The sequence below is a fragment of the Marseilla massiliensis genome, from assembly GCF_016899855.1.
In the GTDB taxonomy this organism is placed as follows: Bacteria; Bacteroidota; Bacteroidia; order Bacteroidales; family Bacteroidaceae; genus Prevotella.
In genome coordinates this window covers 1-21,917 of record NZ_JACJJG010000048.1, presented here as the reverse complement: position 1 = coordinate 21,917, position 21,917 = coordinate 1, and the positions used below count along the sequence as shown (strand labels likewise).

At 53.8% G+C, this 21,917-nt stretch carries 20 protein-coding genes and 1 tRNA gene; 10 read left to right on the top strand and 11 right to left on the bottom strand.

Annotated features, from left to right (window positions below; translation table 11 throughout):
* The first annotated feature begins 160 nt into the window (after nucleotides 1-160).
* The 6 genes from H6A34_RS09090 to H6A34_RS09065 all read left to right on the top strand — a co-directional run bounded on the left by H6A34_RS09090 (nucleotide 161) and on the right by H6A34_RS09065 (nucleotide 7,509).
* Nucleotides 161-715, top strand: coding sequence for a helix-turn-helix domain-containing protein (locus H6A34_RS09090; RefSeq protein ID WP_021948984.1), 555 nt, complete (start codon nucleotides 161-163; stop codon nucleotides 713-715).
* Between the two features lie 168 nt (nucleotides 716-883).
* Complete coding sequence (locus H6A34_RS09085) at nucleotides 884-2,548, top strand: AMP-binding protein (protein ID WP_205105045.1); 1,665 nt, start codon at nucleotides 884-886, stop codon at nucleotides 2,546-2,548.
* Nucleotides 2,549-2,910: 362 nt separating this feature from the next.
* A complete protein-coding gene (gene proB / locus H6A34_RS09080) occupies nucleotides 2,911-3,984 on the top strand; it encodes a glutamate 5-kinase (RefSeq protein ID WP_205105043.1) in 1,074 nt (357 codons plus the stop codon).
* Between the two features lie 40 nt (nucleotides 3,985-4,024).
* Nucleotides 4,025-5,272 carry a glutamate-5-semialdehyde dehydrogenase gene (locus tag H6A34_RS09075; RefSeq protein ID WP_205105041.1) on the top strand — a complete coding sequence of 416 codons (1,248 nt, stop codon included), beginning with the start codon at nucleotides 4,025-4,027 and terminating at the stop codon, nucleotides 5,270-5,272.
* A gap of 179 nt (nucleotides 5,273-5,451) precedes the next feature.
* On the top strand, nucleotides 5,452-6,414 hold the full coding sequence (locus tag H6A34_RS09070; protein WP_205105039.1) for a Rossmann-fold NAD(P)-binding domain-containing protein: 963 nt from the start codon (nucleotides 5,452-5,454) through the stop codon (nucleotides 6,412-6,414).
* Between the two features lie 183 nt (nucleotides 6,415-6,597).
* A complete protein-coding gene (locus tag H6A34_RS09065) occupies nucleotides 6,598-7,509 on the top strand; it encodes an AEC family transporter (protein ID WP_205105037.1) in 912 nt (303 codons plus the stop codon).
* 148 nt (nucleotides 7,510-7,657) lie between these two features.
* Here the strand turns inward: H6A34_RS09065 and H6A34_RS09060 are convergent, their stop codons facing one another.
* Nucleotides 7,658-9,352 carry a Na/Pi cotransporter family protein gene (locus H6A34_RS09060; protein WP_205105035.1) on the bottom strand — a complete coding sequence of 565 codons (1,695 nt, stop codon included), beginning with the start codon at nucleotides 9,350-9,352 and terminating at the stop codon, nucleotides 7,658-7,660.
* Between the two features lie 87 nt (nucleotides 9,353-9,439).
* Here H6A34_RS09060 and H6A34_RS09055 point away from each other — a divergent pair, with 87 nt between their 5' ends.
* The 3 genes from H6A34_RS09055 to H6A34_RS09045 all read left to right on the top strand — a co-directional run bounded on the left by H6A34_RS09055 (nucleotide 9,440) and on the right by H6A34_RS09045 (nucleotide 12,635).
* On the top strand, nucleotides 9,440-11,101 hold the full coding sequence (locus tag H6A34_RS09055; protein ID WP_021948427.1) for a nucleoside kinase: 1,662 nt from the start codon (nucleotides 9,440-9,442) through the stop codon (nucleotides 11,099-11,101).
* A gap of 258 nt (nucleotides 11,102-11,359) precedes the next feature.
* Nucleotides 11,360-11,680, top strand: a complete 321-nt coding sequence (locus H6A34_RS09050) for an iron-sulfur cluster assembly protein (protein ID WP_021948426.1) — start codon at nucleotides 11,360-11,362, stop codon at nucleotides 11,678-11,680.
* Between the two features lie 187 nt (nucleotides 11,681-11,867).
* The gene (locus tag H6A34_RS09045; protein WP_205105033.1) at nucleotides 11,868-12,635 is read left to right on the top strand and encodes a UDP-2,3-diacylglucosamine diphosphatase; all 768 of its coding nucleotides are present in this window, start codon (nucleotides 11,868-11,870) and stop codon (nucleotides 12,633-12,635) included.
* Nucleotides 12,636-12,740: 105 nt separating this feature from the next.
* On the opposite strand, the gene H6A34_RS09040 is transcribed toward H6A34_RS09045, so the two are convergent.
* The 4 genes from H6A34_RS09040 to pta all read right to left on the bottom strand — a co-directional run bounded on the left by H6A34_RS09040 (nucleotide 12,741) and on the right by pta (nucleotide 16,629).
* The gene (locus H6A34_RS09040; RefSeq protein WP_205105031.1) at nucleotides 12,741-13,781 is read right to left on the bottom strand and encodes a sugar kinase; all 1,041 of its coding nucleotides are present in this window, start codon (nucleotides 13,779-13,781) and stop codon (nucleotides 12,741-12,743) included.
* A gap of 86 nt (nucleotides 13,782-13,867) precedes the next feature.
* A complete protein-coding gene (locus H6A34_RS09035) occupies nucleotides 13,868-15,067 on the bottom strand; it encodes an acetate kinase (RefSeq protein WP_205105029.1) in 1,200 nt (399 codons plus the stop codon).
* Between the two features lie 115 nt (nucleotides 15,068-15,182).
* On the bottom strand, nucleotides 15,183-15,545 hold the full coding sequence (locus tag H6A34_RS09030) for a four helix bundle protein (RefSeq protein ID WP_205105027.1): 363 nt from the start codon (nucleotides 15,543-15,545) through the stop codon (nucleotides 15,183-15,185).
* Nucleotides 15,546-15,612: 67 nt separating this feature from the next.
* The gene (pta, locus tag H6A34_RS09025; RefSeq protein WP_205105025.1) at nucleotides 15,613-16,629 is read right to left on the bottom strand and encodes a phosphate acetyltransferase; all 1,017 of its coding nucleotides are present in this window, start codon (nucleotides 16,627-16,629) and stop codon (nucleotides 15,613-15,615) included.
* A 553-nt stretch (nucleotides 16,630-17,182) separates the two neighbouring features.
* On the opposite strand from pta, the gene H6A34_RS09020 reads away from it, so the two are divergent.
* A complete protein-coding gene (locus H6A34_RS09020; protein WP_021948064.1) occupies nucleotides 17,183-18,010 on the top strand; it encodes an alpha/beta hydrolase family protein in 828 nt (275 codons plus the stop codon).
* A 115-nt stretch (nucleotides 18,011-18,125) separates the two neighbouring features.
* Here the strand turns inward: H6A34_RS09020 and H6A34_RS09015 are convergent, their stop codons facing one another.
* The 6 genes from H6A34_RS09015 to H6A34_RS08990 all read right to left on the bottom strand — a co-directional run bounded on the left by H6A34_RS09015 (nucleotide 18,126) and on the right by H6A34_RS08990 (nucleotide 21,820).
* Nucleotides 18,126-19,115, bottom strand: coding sequence for a DUF4421 domain-containing protein (locus H6A34_RS09015; RefSeq protein WP_021948063.1), 990 nt, complete (start codon nucleotides 19,113-19,115; stop codon nucleotides 18,126-18,128).
* A 94-nt stretch (nucleotides 19,116-19,209) separates the two neighbouring features.
* Entirely contained in the window at nucleotides 19,210-20,109 is a 900-nt protein-coding gene (locus tag H6A34_RS09010; RefSeq protein WP_205105023.1) for a hypothetical protein, read from the bottom strand.
* Between the two features lie 18 nt (nucleotides 20,110-20,127).
* Nucleotides 20,128-20,595, bottom strand: a complete 468-nt coding sequence (locus H6A34_RS09005; protein ID WP_021948061.1) for a DUF6108 family protein — start codon at nucleotides 20,593-20,595, stop codon at nucleotides 20,128-20,130.
* Between the two features lie 18 nt (nucleotides 20,596-20,613).
* Nucleotides 20,614-21,039 carry a hypothetical protein gene (locus tag H6A34_RS09000; RefSeq protein ID WP_205105021.1) on the bottom strand — a complete coding sequence of 142 codons (426 nt, stop codon included), beginning with the start codon at nucleotides 21,037-21,039 and terminating at the stop codon, nucleotides 20,614-20,616.
* Nucleotides 21,036-21,572: an RNA polymerase sigma factor gene (locus tag H6A34_RS08995; protein WP_205105019.1), complete on the bottom strand. Its 537-nt coding sequence runs from the start codon at nucleotides 21,570-21,572 to the stop codon at nucleotides 21,036-21,038. The genes H6A34_RS09000 and H6A34_RS08995 overlap by 4 nt, the downstream gene beginning before the upstream one ends.
* Before the next feature lie 175 nt (nucleotides 21,573-21,747).
* A tRNA-Phe gene (locus H6A34_RS08990) sits at nucleotides 21,748-21,820 on the bottom strand.
* Nucleotides 21,821-21,917: the final 97 nt, after the last annotated feature.

The window sequence follows — 21,917 nt, the reverse complement described above, 5'->3', positions numbered from 1 at the left end:
TTGTCTTAACTCCTTTACTCCCTAACTCCTTTACTCCTAAACTTCATTTCCTTAACTCCTTATAAGTCTACTAAATAAAACGAAACTTTCTGTCAAAAGTTTCGTTTTATTGGATTTTCTTTGTAATTTTGTCGTGATTATAACTAAAAACAAGTCTTAAATGGAAGATGCAATCAAACAGATAGGCGAACGCCTGAAGGGCCTTCGCGAGGTGCTTGACATTCCGGCACAGGAGATTGCCGACCTTTGCGGCGTGTCGCTCGACACATACCTGAAGACCGAAGAGGGCGAAGGCGAGCTCTCCATAAGCAGCATGCAGAAGATTTCGAAGAAATACGGCATAGCCCTTGACGTGCTGCTGTTCGGCGAGGAGCCGCACATGAGCACCTATTTCCTTACCCGCAAGGGGCAGGGCATGAGCGTGGAGCGCCGCAAGGCGTACAAGTACCAGAGTCTGGCGAGCGGCTTCCGTGGCCGCACTGCCGACCCTTTCATGGTTCTGGTGGAGCCGAAGCCCGACGATACGCCCCTTGAAAAGAACTCGCATCAGGGCCAGGAGTTCGACATGGTGACCGAAGGCAGCCTCGAGATAACCATCGGCAAGAAGGTGCTTGTGCTCAACGAAGGCGACAGCATCTACTTCGATGCCTCGCAGCCACACTGCATGCGTGCCCTCGGAGGCAAGGCAGTGAAGTTCCTGGCGATAATTTTTTAACTCTTTTGGAAGTTAAAGAAGTTAATAGAAGTTACCGTTCGCTATGCTCACTAAGAAGTTAAAGCCACTACACTTGTCGTCTGGGCATGGCGTCATGGCATTTGGCTATAACTTCTTTAACTTCCTATAACTTCTTTAACTTCCTTATTTTATAAATATGTAAGAATCATGATAGAAAGATTTTTGACGCAGACCAAGTTCTCGTCGGTCGAGGACTATAAGGAGAATCTGCATTTCATAATACCCGATAACTTCAATTTTGCCTACGACGTGATGGACGCCTGGGCCGCCGAAGAGCCCGACAAGCTGGCTCTTCTATGGACAGACGACGAGGACAACTGCCTGCGTTTCACGTTCGGCGACCTCAAGGAGCAGAGCGACCGCGCCGCTTCTTACTTCCAAACGCTGGGCATCGGCCGTGGCGACGTGGTAATGCTGATACTCAAGAGGCGGTATGAGTTCTGGCTGTCAATGCTCGCCCTGCACAAGATAGGCGCAGTGGCGGTGCCCGCTACGCACATGCTTACCACGCATGACATCGTCTACCGCAACAACAGGGCCGACGTAAAGGCCATCATCTGCGTTGGAGAAGAGTACGTGTTGACACAGGTTGAAGGCTCGATGAAGGACAGTCCGTCGCTCAAGACGTTGATAAGCATTGGGCCGGAAGTGCCCGAGGGCTTCCACGACTGGCACAAGGAGTGGACCGGCGCGCCGCAGTTCGTGCGCCCGGAACACGTCAACGACAACGACGACACCATGTTGATGTACTTCACAAGCGGCACCAGCGGCGAGCCGAAGATGGTGGCCCACGACTTCCTTTACGCCCTCGGACACATCACCACGGGCGTGTTCTGGCACAATCTGTCGGAAGACAGCATCCATCTAACCGTCGCCGACACGGGCTGGGGCAAGGCCGCGTGGGGCAAGTTGTACGGCCAGTGGTTCGCGGGAGCCGTGGTTTTCGTGTTCGAACACCAGAAATTTACCGCCGAAAAGATAATGCGCAAGATAGAGGAATACCGCATAACGTCGTTCTGCGCGCCGCCTACGGTTTACCGCTTCATGATACACGAGGACTTCTCCAAGTACGACCTGTCGTCCCTTCGCTACTGTTGCACGGCGGGCGAGGCGCTCAACCCCGCAGTGTACGACCGCTTCTACGAACTTACGGGCATACGTCTTATGGAGGGATTCGGCCAGACCGAGACGACGATGACGCTCGGAACGATGCCCTGGATGACGCCGAAACCCGGCAGCATGGGCATGCCCAACCCGCAGTATGACATCGACCTGGTTCGCCCCGACGGCTCTTCGTGCGAGGACGGAGAGAAAGGCGAGATTGTGATACGCACCGACAAGCATAAGCCCATAGGCCTTTTCAAGGGTTACTACCGTGACGAGGAGCTGACCCACAAGGCATGGCACGACGGCGTTTACCATACCGGCGACGTGGCGTGGCGTGACGAGGACGGCTACTATTGGTTTGAAGGCCGCATCGACGACGTTATCAAGAGCAGCGGCTACCGTATCGGTCCGTTCGAGGTTGAGAGTGCGCTGATGACCCATCCGGCCGTCGTTGAATGTGCCATAACGGGCGTTCCGGACGACATCCGCGGCATGGTGGTCAAGGCTACGGTGGTGCTCGGCAAGGACTGGAAGAGCAAGGAAGGCCCTGAACTGGTAAAGGAACTACAGAACCACGTCAAGCACGAGACCGCCCCTTACAAGTATCCGCGTATCATAGAGTTCGTAGACGAGCTACCCAAGACCATCAGCGGAAAAATCCGCCGTGTGGAGATACGCGACAAGGACAGCCGGAAGGAAAAATGAAAAATTAAAAATTAAAAGTGAAAAATCCAAGAGTTAAGATGTCGTCGCATTCGTCTTATCAGTCCGATTCGGCCCATCCGATAATCATCAGTTGGCCGGGCGTTTTGCGAAAGGCCGTCTTTCGGACTATAAAAGGCGGCCTTTTGGCTTGCAAAAGACGGTCTTTTATCGCCTGAAAGGCCACCTTTTGAGAAGTAGGAGGTAATGCGTTGATAATCAATAAGATAAGAATACAGCAAGGAGAGTCTACAAAGGACATGGCATTCGTCTTAACTCCTTGACTTCATAACTCCTTAACTCCAGGTCATTTGGCTTTAACTTCTATAAATTCTTTAACTTCTATAACTTCTACGCAAGAAGATATGCCTCAAAGAATAGTAGTAAAGGTAGGCAGCAACGTGCTGACCCGTGACAACGGAAAGCTCGACGTAACACGCATGTCGGCGTTGGTAGACCAGCTGGCATGGCTTCGCGACAAGGGCTACGAGGTGATACTCGTGTCAAGCGGAGCCGTGGCAAGCGGCCGTGGAGAGCTGAAGGCAAGCCACAAACTCGACAGCGTAGAGCAGCGCCAGCTGTATTCGGCCTTGGGACAGGTGAAGCTCATCAACCTGTATTACGACCTCTTCCGTGAGTACAGGATACCCGTTGGCCAGGTGCTGACGATGAAGGAGAACTTCGCCTCTCGCCGCGAGTACCTCAACCAGCGCGCATGCATGTCGGTAATGCTCGACAACGGCGTGCTGCCCATCGTCAACGAAAACGACACCGTGAGCGTAACCGAGCTGATGTTCACCGACAACGACGAACTGTCGGGCCTTATAGCGTCGATGATGGACGCACAGACACTAGTCATACTGAGCAATGTCGACGGCATATACGACGGACCTCCGGACGACGGCACGTCGCGGATTATACCTCGAGTGGAGCACGGCAGGGACCTGAGCAGTTATATTCGCCAGGAGAAAAGCGGCTTCGGGCGCGGCGGAATGATAACAAAATGCAACATCGCGCGCAAGGTGGCCGATGAGGGAATACGTGTGATCATCGCCAACGGAAAGCGTGACGGTATACTGACAAGCCTCGTAACAAAGCCCGGAGAGACTCCGCATACCGAGTTTGTGCCCGCCGGACAGTCGGTGTCGGGTGTGAAGAAGTGGATTGCCCACAGCGAAAGTTTTGCCAAAGGAACGGTGCGCATCAACCGCAAGGCAGCCGAGGCACTGTGCGGAAACCGCGCGGTGAGCCTGCTGCCGGTGGGCGTTACCGAGGTGGAAGGTGACTTCGAGACCGGCGACATCATCAACATCGTCGACGAAGACGGCGTGAAAATTGCCATAGGATGTGTGGGATGCAACAGCGACGAGGCGCGCGCCGCCATCGGAAAGCACGACCAACGTCCGCTGGTTCACTATGACTACCTGTATTTAGAGTGACGTTTTATCAGTCAGAATATTCATTATACCACAGCAAACAATGCAAACCGAAGAGATTTTCATTAAGGCCAAGGAGGCCTGTCGTGAGCTGGCGTTTATCAGCGACAACGCAAAGAGCGAGGTGTTACGTGCCTTAGCGGACGACATAGTAACATATAAGGACGAGCTGTTGGCCGCCAACGAGATGGACCTGAAGCGCATGGACCCCGATAATCCGCTGTACGACAGGCTGTTGCTTACGCCCGAACGCCTCGACGGAATAGCCAGTGACATGCGTCACGTGGCAAGTCTTCCGTCGCCGCTCGGCATTGTTACCAAGGCAAGAACGCTCGCCAACGGCCTTCGCCTGCACCGTGTCAGCGTGCCGTTCGGCGTCATCGGCGTGATATACGAGGCTCGCCCGAACGTGACTTTTGACGTATTCTCGCTCTGTTTCAAGTCGGGCAATGTCTGTTTGCTCAAGGGCGGCAAGGACGCCGACCACTCCAACTACGCGTTTGTGCACCTTATAAAGGAAGTTTTGTGGCGGAAGGGCATCAACCTGAACGTCGTCGGCCTGCTGCCTTCTACCCACAAGGCCACGGCTGAGCTCCTCTCGGCAACGGATTACGTCGACCTGTGCATCCCCAGGGGCGGAAAGGCCTTGATAGACTTTGTCCGCAAGAAGGCGAAAGTGCCCGTAATAGAAACCGGGGCGGGCGTAGTGAACACGTATTTTGACGAGTTTGGCGACGTGGAGATTGGCGAACGGGTGATAAACAACGCCAAGACGCGGCGCGTTAGCGTATGCAACGCCCTGGATTGCCTTATCATCCACCGCTCAAGACTGGCCGACCTGCCGCGCCTTTGCGCTCCGCTTATCGCACACAACGTGGTGATTTACGCCGACGCTGACGCCTACACGACGCTGAAAGGCGGCTATCCGTCGACCCTCTTGCGCCATGCAACGGATGAAAGTTATGGCACCGAGTTCATGGATTATGCCCTTGCGGTGAGGACAGTGCCGTCGCTTGCCGCCGCGCTGGACCACATCGCCCGTTACGGTTCAGGCCACAGCGAGTGCATAATAACGCAAGACGAGGACTGCGCACATGTATTCCAGATGATGGTCGACGCCGCCTGCGTATACTGGAACGCCCCGACGAGCTTCACGGACGGCGCCCAGTTTGGCCTCGGTGCAGAGATAGGAATAAGCACCCAGAAGCTCGGGCCGCGCGGTCCGATGGGCCTTGAGGAGATAACCACGTACAAATGGATAATCGAAGGAGAAGGACAAGTGAGGGAATGAATCATTTTTTAGGAGTTAAGGAGTAAAGTAGTAAAGGAGTTAAGACGAATGCTTAGCCGACATTTGGCGGTATACCGTTGCGTATTTGAATATAAGTAATATATTATCAAGACATTTGTCTTAACTCCTTTACTCCTTAACTTCTTAACTCTTTGTAACATAATAATAAAGGAATAGCAATGAGAACATTCATCAACGTAGAGGACATCGGCGACCTGAGGCAGGCTCTCGCCGAGGCGGAAGAGATAAAGAAAGACCGCTACAAGTACCAGGAGCTGGGCAAGAACAAGACTTTGCTCATGATATTCTTCAACAACAGCCTGCGCACACGCCTCAGTACGCAGAAGGCGGCGACCAATCTCGGCATGAACGTGATTGTGCTTGACGTGAATGCCGGCGCCTGGAAGCTGGAAACCGAGCGCGGAGTCATCATGGACGGGGACAAAAGCGAGCACCTGCTTGAGGCCATTCCCGTGATGGGTTGCTACTGCGACGTTATCGGAATGCGCTCGTTCGCCGGCCTTACAGACCGTGAATACGACTATGCAGAGACGGTATTACATCAGTTCATAAAGTACAGCGGACGCCCCGTGTTCGCGATGGAAACGGCTACGGTGCACCCCTTACAGGCTTTTGCCGACCTCATTACGATAGAGGAGCACAAGACCAAGGCACGCCCGAAGGTGGTTCTTACGTGGGCTCCACACTGCCGCGCGTTGCCACAGGCGGTGCCCAACTCGTTCGCGCAGTGGATGAACGCCGCCGACGTTGACTTCGTGATAACACATCCCGAGGGCTATGAGCTTGACCCGAAGTTCGTAGGCAACGCGCGGGTTGAGTACGACCAGATGAAGGCTCTCGAAGGAGCTGACTTCGTGTACGCCAAGAACTGGAGCTGCCCGGGAGTGACCAACGCTACCGACTACGGCAAGATAATCAGCAAGGACATGTCGTGGACTATCGACGAGGCGCACATGGCCGTGACGGATAACGGCAAGTTTATGCACTGCCTGCCCGTACGCCGTGGCCTTATCGTTACTGACGACGTGATAGAAAGCCCCAATTCACTCGTGATACCCGAAGCCGCCAACCGTGAGATTTCGGCCCAAGTGGTGATTAAGAGGATATTGGAAAATATGTAGTTAAAGTGGTTAAAAGGTAGTTAAAGTGGTTAAAAGGTAGTTAGAGTAGCTAAAGTCAAATGCTTTTATTGCTGTCGTAAGTGCATGTAAAAATGAATATGACGGTGAATTATCATCAATGCATTTGGCTTTAGCTACTCTAACTACCTTTTAACAGCTTTGACAACCAATAAAAATAAGTAAATGGACAACATCATTAGCCAGATGGTCATACTTCTGTTGCTCGTAGCGGCGGGCTTCATAACCAACAAGTTTGGCCTGACGGGCGGCGACTTCGACCGCAAACTATCAAACTTCATAATCAACGTATCTTGTCCTTGCCTTATCGTGGCGTCGGTAATGGGCGACACCGTGCCCGACAGAGGCATGATAATACCCCTGCTCGCGGTGGGCTTCGCCACGTATATCGTGCTGTTCGGCATATCGTGGCTGCTGCCGCGTTACTTCGTAAAGCGTGACGACGTGCGTGGAATGTACAGCTTTATGCTCATGTTCGGCAACGTGGGATTTATCGGCTATCCCGTCGTCGCGTCAATATTCGGCCACGAGGCAGTGTTCTACGCCAGCCTGCTTAACGTCCCCAACACGCTTTTCATCTTCGCTGTAGGCACGGTGTTCGTACTCGGCCAGAAGGGCCGCATGCGGTTCAATACGGCCACGCTGTACTGTCCAGGCATGATAGCCTCATACATCTCGATTATAATCGTGGCCATGGGTTGGGAGCAAGTGCCGAGCGTCGTATCCAAGCCCCTGCGCCTCTTGGGCAATATCACCGTACCTGGCGCCCTGCTCGTGATAGGCTCTTCGATGGCGCAGATAGGCCGCCATCATGTTCTCGGCTCACCGTCAACCTATGTAATGGCCTCACTGAGGCTGCTGGCCATCCCCGCCGCGGTGTTCTTCCTGTCGCTGGCAGTCGGCGTTGACGATAAAATCAACGCCATCAACACCGTGCTGATAGGCATGCCCGTGGCGTCGTACGGCACGATGTTCTGCCTGAAATACGGGCGCGACGAAACCGATATGGTACGCGGCACGCTGATAACGACCATACTGTCCGTGGTGACCATCCCGCTGCTTACGCTGCTATTCTGACAAAGAAGGAATACGGACGAAACCCAACAGGTGGCCTTTCGCAATGCGAAAGGCCACCTGTTGCAATGTAAAAAGCCGTCTTTTGCGTTCCAAAAGACGGCTTTTTATAATATATTGGATATCAATACGTTACGCAGGCAGGCAAAAACTAAGCATCTCTTTGTTTGGTACCCATGCGCGCCTCGACAACGTTGATTACATAATCGCCCAGCTTTTCGCACTCGGACACGATGTCCATGTACATCGTTCCGATGGCGTAAGTGTATTCATTGGCGCTTACGTCGTTGATGTTCTGGCTGCGCAGCTGGTTACGGTAGTTGTTTATTTCATTCTCGATGTTGAACGAGCGGTTAACGTCAAGCTTGTCCCTGCGCCCCGAGAGCATAAGGTTCATCTGCGTGAGGCTGTCGTCCGTAAGCTCGAACATCTGATGCAGGTGCTCATACTGTTTCTCGGTGAAGTCCTCCTTGCCGCGCATCTTGCGGTTCAGCGTGCGCGCTATGTTGTAGCAGCTGTCGCCGATACTCTCTATCTCGGATATCTCGCGCAGCATGGCTCGTATCTTGGCTTTGGTCTCGTCGCTGAGATGCGCGTCGCTTACACGGTCAAGATACTTGGCAATCTCTATCTCCATGTTGTCGCTAATGCCCTCGTATTTCTCGATACGGCTGAACAGCTTGTTGAACGCCGTGTCATTCTTTGTGCCCAACAGCTCACGCACGAAGCCGAACATCCTCTGCGTCCTTTCGGCAAACAGCTGTATCTCCTTCTGCGCTTCGAGAACCGACAGTTCCGGAGTCTTCATGATCGTGTCGCCACCGATGTAGCGCAGGCGGAACTCATCCTCGCTGTCCTTCGTCTTAGGCTTGATGAGCCAGCAGACAGTCTTCTCGATTTGCGGGATGAACCATATTAATATGCTGGTGTTGCAGACGTTGAACGCCGTATGGAACGCCGCCAGCACTACCGCCAGTCGTGCCGGGTCGAGCGTCTCGGTGGCCGGGTCGTAACCCACGATGGAGCACACCGTATTGACAAACGGATAGAAAACGCACAACACCCACAGCACTCCGAACACGTTGAACACCAAGTGGGCAAGCGCCGCACGTCGTGCCTGGGTGTTTGCCCCGAGGGCGGCAAGGTTGGCCGTAGCCGTCGTTCCGATGTTCTCTCCCATCACGAGGGCTATTCCGAGGTATATCGGCAGCACGCCGCTCGAGCACAACATCATCGTAATGGCCATCAGCGCGGCAGACGACTGGAGTATGCACGTAAGCACGGTACCGATAAGAAGGAACACTACTATGGTGATATAGCTGCCCGTATCGAACGAGCTGAAGAAGCTGATAAGCTGCCGGTTGTGGCCAAGGTCAAGCTCGTTGCCCGTCTGGCTGAGCAAGGCGAGCGAGAAGAACATGAACGCTATGCCGAAAAGAAAGTCGCCCACGTAGCGGTGACGGCGCGTATAGATGAGCAATATGCCGACAATGAAGGCGGGAAACACCGCGTCCATAAAGTTGAACGAGAATCCCAGACTCATTATCCAGGCCGTGAGCGTGGTGCCGATGTTGGCGCCCATGATGACGGATATTGCCTGGGCCAGCGTCAGCAGGCCGGCGTTAACGAACGAGACGGTCATCACCGTCGTTGCCGACGACGACTGGACGGCGCTCGTTACGAACATTCCGGTGAGCACACCGGTAAACCTGTTTCTTGTCATTGTGCCTAAGATGTGGCGCAACTGCGAACCAGCCATCTTCTGCAATGCCTCGCTCATGACCTTCATTCCGTAAATCAGGAGGGCCAATGATCCGATAATCTTAAAAAAAATCCAAATCGACATATTTTAATATAATTTGTTGTCACACTTTGCGCAGTGTCCGAAAAAACGGTGTATATTTACAAACGTAAAATCTAAAACTGCCATACTATGAAACAAGTAATACAAATACGTTGCAAAAATAATAAAAAAACGCTAAACGTAGCAATAGGAAGCACTCTTTCTGACATTTTCCGTGAATTAAACTTAAAGATGGACTACGGGCCTATCAGCGCAAAAGTGAACAACAAGGTTGAGGGCCTGCACTTCAGGGTTTACCACAACAAGGACATCGAATATCTTGACATAAAGTCGCCGTCGGGCGCACGTGCCTACACGAGAACGCTGTTCTTCGTGCTCTGCAAGGCCGTACACGACCTGTGGCCCGGCGCCGACGTGGTGATAGACATACCGGTATCGAACGGATATTACTGCAACATCAACATGCGCCGGCCCATCACCGAGGCTGACGCCCGTGCCGTGCGTGAGCGCATGCAGCAGATAATCGACGCGGCGATACCTATCCGCCGCCACGAATGCAGCACCGAGGAGGTAATCGACATGTTCACGGAGATGGGCATGACGTCGAAAGTCAAGCTGTTAAGAAGCGTCGGCTCGCTCTACACGACATACTACGAGATAGACGGATACAAGGACTATTACTACGGCACTCTGCTCACAAACACGCGCCAGCTGTACCTTTTCGGCCTCGAGAAATACTACGACGGCATGCTGCTGCGCATTCCGTCGCGCGACGACCCGTCACGCCTGGGCGACCTGGTTAAGCAGGACAAGATGTTCGAGATATTCAAGGAGCACCACCGCTGGCAGAAAATCCTGGGCATGTCTACCGTCGGCGACTTCAACGAAGCCGTCAAGGCCGGCCATTCGACAGAGCTTGTAAATGTATCGGAAGCGCTCCAGGAGAAGAAGATTTCGCAGATAGCGGACATGATTGCGGCACGCCCGGGAGTGAGGATGGTGCTAATTTCGGGGCCGTCGTCAAGCGGAAAGACTACGTTCTGCAAGCGTCTGTCAATCCAGCTGCTCACCTGCGGGGTCAAGCCCGTGCCGATATCGCTCGACGATTACTTCGTAGACCGCGAGCTTACGCCAAAGGACGACAACGGCGAATACGACTACGAGAGCCTGTACGCGCTGAACATCGAGCTTCTGAACAAGCAGCTCAACGCCTTGTTCGCGGGCGAGGAGGTGGAGCTGCCGCGGTACAACTTCCAGTCGGGGCGCAGCGAGAAGAGCGGCCGCAGGCTGTGCCTGAAGCCTGAAGAAGTGCTCGTTGTGGAAGGGATACACGCCCTTAACCCCGAGCTTACCGCCCAGATACCCGAAGGGCAGAAGTTCCGTGTCTACGCATCGGCGCTTACCACCATACTGCTCGATACCCACAACTACATACCGACGACGGACAACCGCCTGCTGCGGCGTATCATCCGCGACTACAAATACCGTGGAGTGAGCGCACTGGAGACCATCAAGCGGTGGCCCAGCGTGCGCGCCGGCGAGAACAAGTGGATATTCCCGTACCAGGAAAACGCCGACGTTATGTTCAACACGGCGCTGCTGTTCGAGCTCGCCGTGATAAAAAGCCAGGCCGAGCCGCTGCTCGAACTCGTGCCCGAGAACGCCGAGGAGCATGCCGAGGCGTACCGTCTGCTCAAGTTCCTGAAGTACATCACGCCGGTGCCCAACCGGCAGCTGCCGCCCACGTCGCTGCTCCGTGAGTTCCTCGGAGGCAGCTCCTTCAAATACTGACGCGACAGGCCGCCGTCCGAATGGCGGCAAAACGCAAGACGAAAGGCCACCTTTTACAATGCAAAAGGTGGCCTTTCGCCGTATAAAAGACCGTCAATTACAAACACGCTGACTATCAACACGTTACGAATCCGGCGGCAAACCGCCGTAAAACAGGGCCCTGCCAGGCGGCAACATGCCGTTACAAAAAAGACCGAATAAATTTTGCCATGCGTCATTTTTACATTATCTTTGTAAGAACGAAAAACATTTTAAAACATGACTCAAGAGGAAAAGACAAAAATAGAGGAGAGAATCGTAGACGTGCTGAAGACCGTATACGACCCAGAAATACCCGTTAACATCTACGACCTGGGCCTCATCTACAAGATTGACGTCAAGGACGACGCTACCGTTGACATCGACATGACCTTCACCGCGCCGACGTGTCCAGCGGCAGACTTCATCCTCGAGGACGTAAGGCAGAAGGTAGACTCGCTCGAAGGGGTAAAATCGGCCACGGTAAACCTCGTGTTTGAGCCTGCGTGGGACCAAAGCATGCTTAGCGAGGAGGCAAAGCTTGAGCTGGGGCTGGAGTAAAAGGCTTTTACTCTTAAAAGCGAGGAGTTAAGGAGTTAGAAGGAGTAAAGGAGTTAAGACAAATGCCTTGACTGTCAGAATTTACTCTTGATAGAATTAATTGAATAATGTGTTAATGCCGACAAAGCATTCGTCTTAACTCCTTTACTCCTTCTAACTACTTAACTCCAATCAAAAATCATTATCTATGCGCAAGAACATCTACATATTATCCGACGCCCACCTGGGCTCATGGGCCATCGACCACGCACGCACGCAGGAGCGAAGGCTGGTGCGCTTCCTTGACGACATAAAGGACAAGGCCGCCGCCATATACCTCCTGGGCGACATGTTCGACTTCTGGTATGAGTACAAATACGTCGTGCCCAAAGGCTACACACGCTTTCTGGGCAAGCTGTCCGAACTGACGGACATGGGAGTAGAGGTGCACTTCTTCACCGGCAACCACGACATCTGGTCGTTCGGCTACCTTGAAAAAGAATGCGGCGTAATCCTGCATACCAAACCCATAACGACCGAAATATACGGAAAGATATTCTATCTTGCGCACGGCGACGGACTTGGCGACCACGACCCGAAGTTCAACTTCATACGCCGCATGTTCCATAACCGCACATGCCAGCGCCTGTTCAGCTCGCTGCACCCGCGCTGGGGCGTATGGTTCGGACTGACATGGGCCAAGCACAGCCGCATGAAACGCGCCGACGGAAAGGAGCCTCCATACCAGGGCGAGGACAAGGAGGCCCTCGTGCTGTACACAAAACAGTACATGAAGACCCATCCGGACATCGATTACTTCATCTACGGCCACCGCCATATAGAACTTGACCTCATGCTATCGCGCAAGACGCGGATGATGATTATCGGCGACTGGATATGGCAGTTCACCTACGTTGTGTTCGATGGCGAACATCTGTTCCTCGAGGAATACGTCGAGGGAGAAAGCAGACTGTGATATGAAAGGTGAAAAAGTGAAAGGGTGGAAAGGTGAAAATTTATTCTTATCGCATGGTTATATGCGTTTTTTCACCTTTCCACCCTTTCACTTTTTCACCTTTTCCTATCTTCTCATCTCAGCGTTTCCGCCTTTAACCAGCGCCTCGACCTCGTCCGTGGTCACCATGTTGTAGTCGCCTACGACGGTATTCTTGAGCACGGCTCCTGCCGTTGCGAAGTCAAGTTTAGCCTGGTCGCCATCATAATTCTGGAACGCGTAGAGCATTGCCCCTACGAAAGCATCGCCTACGCCCATGCTGTCTATCACGTTGTTGATTTCATAAACTCGTGTGGCAAACAGCCTTCCGCCCGAATACAGCACGCCGGCAATGGTGTGATGTTCCGTCGTCATGACATTGCGCAGGCAAACGAACATGTGCTTGCAACGCGGCAAACGCCGGCTAACATCGGCACAATAATTACCGAACAGCTCAGTATCCACCTCGGCATCGGCGTTCTTCGCGCCGAACGCCGGAGCCTTAATGCCCAGCGCCTTTTCGTATTCGCCGGCGCTGCCGAACACGATGTCGCTATATTCCATCAGCGGCAAGAGCACCTCCTCGGCGCTTTTGCCATATTGCCAGAGGTTCTTACGGTAGTTGATATCACACGAAATACTCAGCCCCATGCCGTCAGCTACCCCTATAGCCTCATGGCATACGTCGGTAAGTCCTTGCGTCAGGGCGGCGTCAATGCCCGACCAGTGGAATATTCCGGCGCCGCCGAAAGCCCGTCGCCAGTCTATCCTGCCCGGCACAAGATGGGCGAAAGCCGAGTCCTTACGGTCATATATAACCGACGCGGCACGCATATCGGCAGCTTTCTCGACGATATACGTGCCCAGGCGCTCACCCTTTACCATCATGATATTGTCCGTCGACACGCTGTGTTCGCGCAACTTCATCAGGCATACGCGGCCAAGCGGATTGTCGGGCAGCGCCGTAACCAGCGCCACGTCTCCCCCGTAAGTGGCAACAGAGATTGCAACGTTAACCTCACTGCCGCCGAAATTGGCGTCAAAATACCTCGCTTGCTGCAAGCGCAGATTACCGGGAGTGGTCAGCCTGAGCAGCATCTCCCCGAAAGTTACTATCCTTTTGTTCATAGCAGACTGATAAGTTTTAAGCAGGAAAATAAAAAAGCGCCTCCTTCCACATTGTCGGAAAAGAGACGCTTTATGCAGAATAAGCCTTATTTCTTCAGCAAGTTCATCGTGTCGGTGGCAATCATAAGCTCCTCGTCGGTCGGGATTACGCATACGGTAACCTTCGAGTCAGGGGTTGAAATGATAGCTTCCTCGCCACGTATGCCCTTGTTCTTCTCGGCATCAAGCTTCACTCCCATGTACTCCATGTCCTTGCATACCGCCTCACGCATTTGGTATTGGTTCTCGCCTACGCCCGCGGTGAACACAATGATGTCACATCCGCCCATGGCAGCAGCGTAAGCTCCCACGTATTTCTTTATGCGGTAGTTGTACATGTCGAGCGCAAGCTTTGCGCGTTCGTTGCCCGCAGCCACGGCGTCGTCTATCTCACGCATGTCCGATGAGATACCGGTTATGCCGAGTACGCCGCTCTTCTTGTTGAGCAAGTTCGACATTTCGTCAGGTCCGAGACCGAGTTTCTTCTCGAGGAAGGTCACCGCTCCGCCGTCGATGTCACCGCTACGGGTGCCCATCATGAGGCCTTCGAGCGGCGTCAGGCCCATTGACGTGTCAACGCACTTGCCGTTCTGCACTGCTGCTACGCTGCCTCCGTTGCCTATGTGGCAGGTTATTATCTTCTTGTCTTCATACTTCACGCCGAGGAAGTCGCACACACGCTGCGACACGTAGCGGTGGCTGGTTCCGTGGAAGCCGTAGCGGCGCACTCCATATTTCTCGTAAAGGTCGTACGGAACGGCGTAAAGATAAGAGTGGGCGGGCATTGTTTGGTGGAAGGCCGTATCGAAAACACCTACCTGCGGCAGGCCCGGCATAAGCTCGCTGACGGCCATCACGCCCTTGAGATTGGCGGGATTGTGCAGCGGGGCAAGGTCGCTGACGGACTTGAACACCTCTATCACTTCATCGTTAAGCACCACGCTCTTGTTGAACTTCTCGCCTCCGTGTACCATGCGGTGGCCCACAGCGCCTATTTCGTCAAGGCTCTTGATGACTCCTATCTCAGGGTCGGTAAGCAGCGAGAAGATGAACTTAACACCCTCGGTATGCTCGGGAATGTCGTGCATCACCTTTTTCTTCGTGCCGTCGGGCATTTTCACTTTTACAAACGCTCCGTCAAGGCCGACGCGCTCGGCACCGCCCGACGTCATGACAGACTTGTCGTCCATGTTGTAAAGAGCGTACTTTATGGACGAGCTGCCGCAATTCAATACTAATATTTTCATGGAATTATTCTTTGTTTAGGAGTTAAGGAGTTAACGGAGTCAAGGAGTTAAGACGAATGTCTTGCCTTTTGCTATTGCTTCAAGCCGTCGGTAAATGTACGTTTTATTGATTATTTTACGCATTGTTAATAATACCTTTGCAATATCCGTTCAACAATTTACTTGTTTCTTCCAGGCTTTCATAAAGGGTATAGTATGTTTCCATATCAATAAAGCCTAAATCCTTGGACAAGTGTAGGTAACATCTGCATTCCTCAAGGCTGCCTTGTGCAAAATTAAGAAAATGCAATTTATCGGCCTTGCCTATGCGTTTATATCCTTCGGCGATGTTTGCCGGTATTGAAACGGCGGCGCGTTTGAATTGTGAGCATAACCCGTATTTTTCGTTTTCGGGATAAGCTGATAAGGCTTTATATGTCAACAATACAAAGTTGTAAGCCTTTTTCCACGCAAAAACATCTTCAAAGCGTACACTCATGAAGGCATTTGTCTTAACTCCTTTACTCCTTTTAACTCCTTAACTCCTTGAATTTTAACTACTAATTCTACTTTCTCTCCTTCGCGTCCATCGCCTGGCAGGCGGTGATTGCTATCATCTTATATACGTCGTCGACCGAACAGCCGCGGCTGAGGTCGTTAACCGGGCGGGCGATACCCTGCAGGATGGGGCCGAGGGCTACGGCGTCGCCGAGGCGCTGAACCAGCTTGTAGGCGATGTTACCTACCTCGAGGCAGGGGAATACCAGCACGTTGGCGTGGCCTGCTATCTCGCTTCCGGGAGCCTTCTTCGCCCCTACTTCGGGCACGAGGGCCGCGTCGGCCTGCATTTCGCCGTCAACTTTCAGCTCGGGCGCAAGCTCCTTGGCCAGCCTGGTTGCCTCGACTACCTTGTCAACTACCTCGTGAGAGGCGCTGCCCTTTGTCGAGAAGCTAAGCATTGCCACGCGCGGGTCGGCGAATCCGGCAACTGATTTTGCCGTCTCTGCCGTGCATACGGCTATCTGTGCCAGCTGCTGTGCGTCAGGAACGGGGGTTACGGCTACGTCGCCTACAACCAAAACGCCGTCCTCTCCGTACTGTTTCTGCTTTGAGATGAGCAGCATTGCGCCGCTTACGCATGTCACTCCGGGCTCGCACTTGATGATTTGCAGGGCTGGACGCAGCGTGTCGGCGGTAGTGCTCAGCGCACCTGAAATCTGGCCGTCGGCGCCACCCGTCTTGATAATCATGCATCCTAAGTAGAGCGGATTCTTGACAAGCTCGCGGGCCTGCTCGATGGTCATGCCCTTCTTCTTGCGCAATTCTGCAAGCAGTGCGGCATACTCCTCGCTCTTGGGGTTGTTCTCAGGGTCAACAATGGTGGCCTTGCCGATGTGCGTCAGTCCCCATTTCTCGGCGCAGGCGTTGATTTCGGCCGGACTGCCTATCAGTATTATGTCAGCCACTTCGTCGGCCAGCGCCATGTCGGCTGCCCTTAAAGTGCGTTCCTCGGTGGCTTCGGGAAGCACAATGCGCTGCTTGTCGCTCTTCGCGCGCGCAATGATTTGTTGTACTAAATCCATTGTTTTGTAGTTTATAAGAATATATGTGTTTTTGTAATTCCGATGTTGCAAAAATAGAAAAAATAATCCGAAAAACAGCCTGCGACGGTATTTTTTTACTGATAAAAAAGCAAATATGGGAGTGTGAGGCACGCCACGCCATAAAGCACGCACTCCGTTGTCAATTCCACCGACACTCCCGTGCAGGCAAAATACGTTACGCTGGCTGTATGCCACATAGCTACAGACTATCTTTTTCCATGTCACGAGGATTGCAAAAGGCCACCTTTTAGCTTCCTAAAGACCGTCTTTTACAACGCGAAATGCCGCCTTTTAGAAGGTAAAAGACGGCATTTCTCAGAGGCCCTGACTACCAGCCACTTACAAGGCGGCGCCAAACGCTTACGCAAAAGGCCGCCCACGGCGGTGACATGTACACTTTTTCACCGCCATACATACACGCTTTCCGGCATTATTTATTAACTTTGCAGACGGCCGACAGGCCTGCCGCCCGCGGCGCCGAAGCCCCCGGCAGCACCATGAAGGCTTACGTCTGACAATTAAACATACAGTAATGAAACTTAGAAAAACCATCGCGGCCATGGCCGTTGCACTATGCTGCGCCACCGCTTCGGCGCAAACTGACTCCACGCTATCCATAAACGGCTCTATGGGCAAGCTTGCCGCACGGCTGCAACTGCCCGTAATCAAGCCCGGGGAGAAATGCCACATGGTGATACTGTGCCACGGATTCACCGGCGACATGAACGGCAGCCTGTTCGACAACATCACATCACGCCTGAACGAATACGGCATAGGAGTATTGCGGTTCGACTTCAACGGCCACGGACGGAGCGAGGGCGATTTCGTCAACATGACCGTACCGAACGAGATTGACGACGCAATGGCCGTCATATCCTTCGTACGCAACCTGCCTACCACGGCCGACATCTCGCTGCTCGGCCACTCACAGGGCGGCGTTGTGGCCGCCATGACGGCCGGACGGCTGGGCAGCGGCGTAGTGCGAAGCGTAGTGCTGATGGCGCCTGCCGCCGTTCTGCGTGACGACGCGCTGAGAGGCAACACGATGGGAGCCATGTACGACCCGTGGCATTTGCCCGAATACATTGCCCTGCCGTCAGGCCACAAACTCGGAAGGGCGTACGTACAGACGGCGCTCGACCTGCCCATATACGACACGGCGGCGCGCTTTGGCGGCCCGGCGCTCGTCATACACGGCATGGCAGACCGAGTTGTACCATACACTTACGGCCAACGGTTCAGCCGGGTAATGCCCGAATGCAGCATAACGCTCATCCCGGGCGAGGACCATAGCTTTACACGCAACACCGAATACGCAGCCTCGCTGGCTGCCGACTGGCTTGCCAAGACGCTAAAATAATCATCAGAAACATAGGAATATCAATGCCCGTATCTTGCGAACGGGCATTTTTTGTTTAATCAACGTGTGCCGACATTGGCAAAAACACTGATATCAGATATCATTATAAACGGCTTCAGAACCTGAAACCGTAGAACAGACGTGCCCTCCATTTTACGCTTTCGGTTAGCAGGATGTCATCGTCGCCCTGGCGCAGGACGTTCACGACGGCCGTCATCCCAACGAACTTATTGCCGAAATTGTACACGGCAGCCAGACGGCCCACGACATTCACCGACGAGAAAAACTTGAACGGAGCCTTACGCCGCTCGCCGTCAACGGTAAGCCTGTTGCGCGACACCACCAAGTATTGCGGCGTAGTGGACAGATGGAGCAGCCACCTGCGACCCACTACAAAGTTGTACGCATAGCCTGCACCTATGCTTACGCCGAACATCGACATGCGTGCCGCGTCCTCGGTCATCACTCCTCCGGCCGCGTCTACCCTGCCCGAGAAAGCTGACAGGCCAAGCAGCCACGAGCCGCAGCTGCGCCTCTGCACCTGCGACTGCGTGAAGGCGGCAGGAAACGAGAAACGGCGATGGTTGAAAACGTAGTATGCGTTGCCCTGATACGTTGTCATGCCAACCTGCCCCGAGGCTATGTCAGTATCCGTTCCGCCGCTCGTCATCGTGCCGCTGAACGTCTTGGCCTGCGTAAAAGTGAAGTCAAAACCGAAGCGGCGACCGTAACTTGTGAAGTTAAACTCGTAGTCCCTGTCACGACCCGACAGCTTCGCGGGATTCAACATCAGCGAAAGCGACAGGCCGCGGTAGCTTACACTGGCGCCGACGGTAGCCTTAGCCTCGGCCTCGAGCTTCGTCCTGAACGGCTCTCCACTCATTACGCCGTCGGCGTTGAGGTCGGTTCCCGACATGTTAGCACGCAACTTTACCGTCCAGCGCTGCTCCGGTTTGGCAATATAGGCCGTGTCGTAACGCGCCGCCGACCGCTTCTGCCTTACCTCGAGCAGGCTGTCTATACGACCGACAATCCCCTTCTGCGCGGCCGACGTCAGTGTGGCGGCGCAGAAGGGGATTGCTATAAACAGTGTCTTTAGGCGCATAACGTTCGTGGTTTACGGTTGCCGAAGCCGTCGGGCTCCAACAATAATACGCCATGACACGGCTGTTTAGTGTGCAGGATACAAATTTTTTATGTTATTTTTTCTTTCCGTTGCCCTTTAGCATGCGGCAAAGCTCGAGCACGTCGACGCCCAATTTAGCCGAATGCATGTACGCATTGGTGCCCGTCTGGGTCTTGAACAGGGGCGTAAGTCCGACCGTTGCCGACATAATCACCGGCCCTATGCTGAGCGAATACTCAAGGTTAAGGCCACAACGGCGCAGCCTCAGGTAGTCGGGATAGCCGTCGGTCGTCATGCCGTCGGCGGGCGTAAGGCGGTAACTTGCGTTCGTCCTGACCTCGAAGGAGAGGCCGAGCGACATCTGGGCGTTGCTGTAATCCTCCTGGTACGACAGCATTACGGGCAGCCGGAAGGCGGCATAGTTCATGTTGTTGCCCTTCGCCCGAGGGTCAAGTTGCGTGTAGACAAAGCGGTCTCCGTCCTGGCTTACGCCGTAATCCTTCTGGAAACACTGGTGAACCCACGCCACCTGTACGGCCGCAGTGAGGCCGAACGTGCGGGCCTTGTTGAACGGAAAGGCTACCGACCACGGCGTAAAGCCAAGCTCGAACGACTTTGAGCGGCGCAGGTGGGTGTCACCCTTGCTGCTAGAGAACACCCCTTTTGACGGCGCAGTAAACCCAAACCACACCGTAGGGTAATGAGGGCGGAACTTGATGTTCTGCAGATTCTCTGCCGGAACGAACGGGGAGCCCACGTAGACGCGCTCTACCTCCTGGCCGTCGATGAACTCCAGTTCGCGCGTCTTCGACATTTCGTAGCCGTTCTTGTTGTAAACCGTCACGACGGTCTTGTCGTCATTGACGTCCACCACTATCTTCTTGTCCTTCACGGTGAACGTGGTGTCGTTCTCGTCGGCGGCGAACGCCAGCATTGGCAGCAGTGCCGCGAGCATAAAAATAAGATGTTTCATATTACGGATGTTTATGTTTTACATGCTTGAATAACACAGTTTCATTATGTCGTCGGGCGTAAGCCGGCCCTCGATGTATATCACCGCTCCGGAGTTTCCGCGCGGATTGCTGAACAGAACGTAGCGGTTGACGCCCCCGCCGAGCGGCGACATCATGTAGTATCCGCTCACTATGCGCCCGCTCTGTACCACCTCGCGTATCTTCTTGGCGTTCTTGCGGTCGGCCTTCAGGTACGGGTCGATGTCAGGCTGTAGGTTCTTGTAGGTCAAGCTCTTGTACACCTGTAGCTTATATCCTTTCAGTTCGGCGTCGTGCATCTCAACCATCGTGCAGCCCTTGGCGTGCCCGAAGCGCCTGAACACGTTGTCGACGGCAAGCCCCTGCTGGGCGGAAGCGCCGAGGGCGAAGGCCAGCGCCATAACCGCCGACAGCATTATGCGCCGCCATAAGCCATATCCCATTGTATGTTGAATTATCTTTTCCATCGTATTTCGGATTTACGTTCATTGCATTAACTGAAGTGCGTCGAAGGAGTCGCCGCAGTCTGACGACACTATCTGCAGCGCGTCGAGCGCCTCGTCGGTAACGGTGGCACGGTCGGTGTACACCTTCCCGTCTATCACGGCGTAACTCTCGGGACGGCGGTTGCCGTACATTATCACGGCAAAGACTATCACGGCGGCAGCGGCGGCCGACGTAATGAAGAGCCGCAGGCGCGCCTTCGCCCTCGAATGGGGTACCGTAAGCGGTGCTTCAACCTGCCTCTCGGTGTCGACATAAGCGAACAGCGCCTTGAACGGAGCCCATCTATCGGGCACTCCTTCGCCGGCAGAGGCGAAATAACGGCGCAGTTCCTGCTCCTCGGCGGCCGACGTGGCGCCGTCAAGATACTTGTCGAGCAAAGCCTGGATACGTGTTTCCTGTTTCATGATAGTGTCCTCCCTGTTGTGTCGTCTACATTGTTTTTCACTCTCATACGTGTCAGTTTTGTAAAGTCGGAGAGTATCTTCCGCCGTGCCCTCGAAAGGTTTTGCCTCAGGCTTTCGGCCGAGCAGCCGGTTATCTGCATTATCTCCTTGCTGTCATAGCCCTCTATTTCCTTCATTCGGAATATCCGGGCCTGCAGCGGCGGCAGATGATCGACGATAAGCCTCACCAGCTCCGCTTCGTCATGACGCTCCGCGGTAAGGTCCTCGGCCACGGGTTCGCCGCCGTCGTAGGGCTTGCCCTGCTCCAGACGGGAGTGCCGCCAGCGGTCGCGCACCATGTTCCTGAGGATGGTGACGGCCAGCGCCCGCTTATCGGAATACCGCTCGAGCGACTGGCGCATGCTCCACATCCGGAGCATGACTTCCTGCACCAAATCCTCGGCGAGGGCGTCGTCTCCCGTCATCCGGCGTGCCTGCTCCTTCAGGCCGGCGCGCATCGGAACTATCGTATGGTTGAACTCTTCCGGTTTCATGCCTTTACATATAACGGACGTATAAACCGGCAAAACGTGACATCACGGTCGAAAAAAATAAACCGAACGTTATATTAACGGCACATCTGCGGCCGTTTATGGTGAAAAAACACGGAATATACATAAAAAAGAAAACCCTGCCGTATGAAACGAACAGGGCTAATGAAAGGAGGAGTGGTACCACCAGGAATCGAACCGGGGACACAAGGATTTTCAGTCCTTTGCTCTACCAACTGAGCTATGGCACCATCATTCTTGCTTTTTGCGAGTGCAAAGATACAGTAAAATTCTGAAACGCGTGCATTTTTGACAAGAAAATTGTTCAAAAATTTGCGAGATTGATAA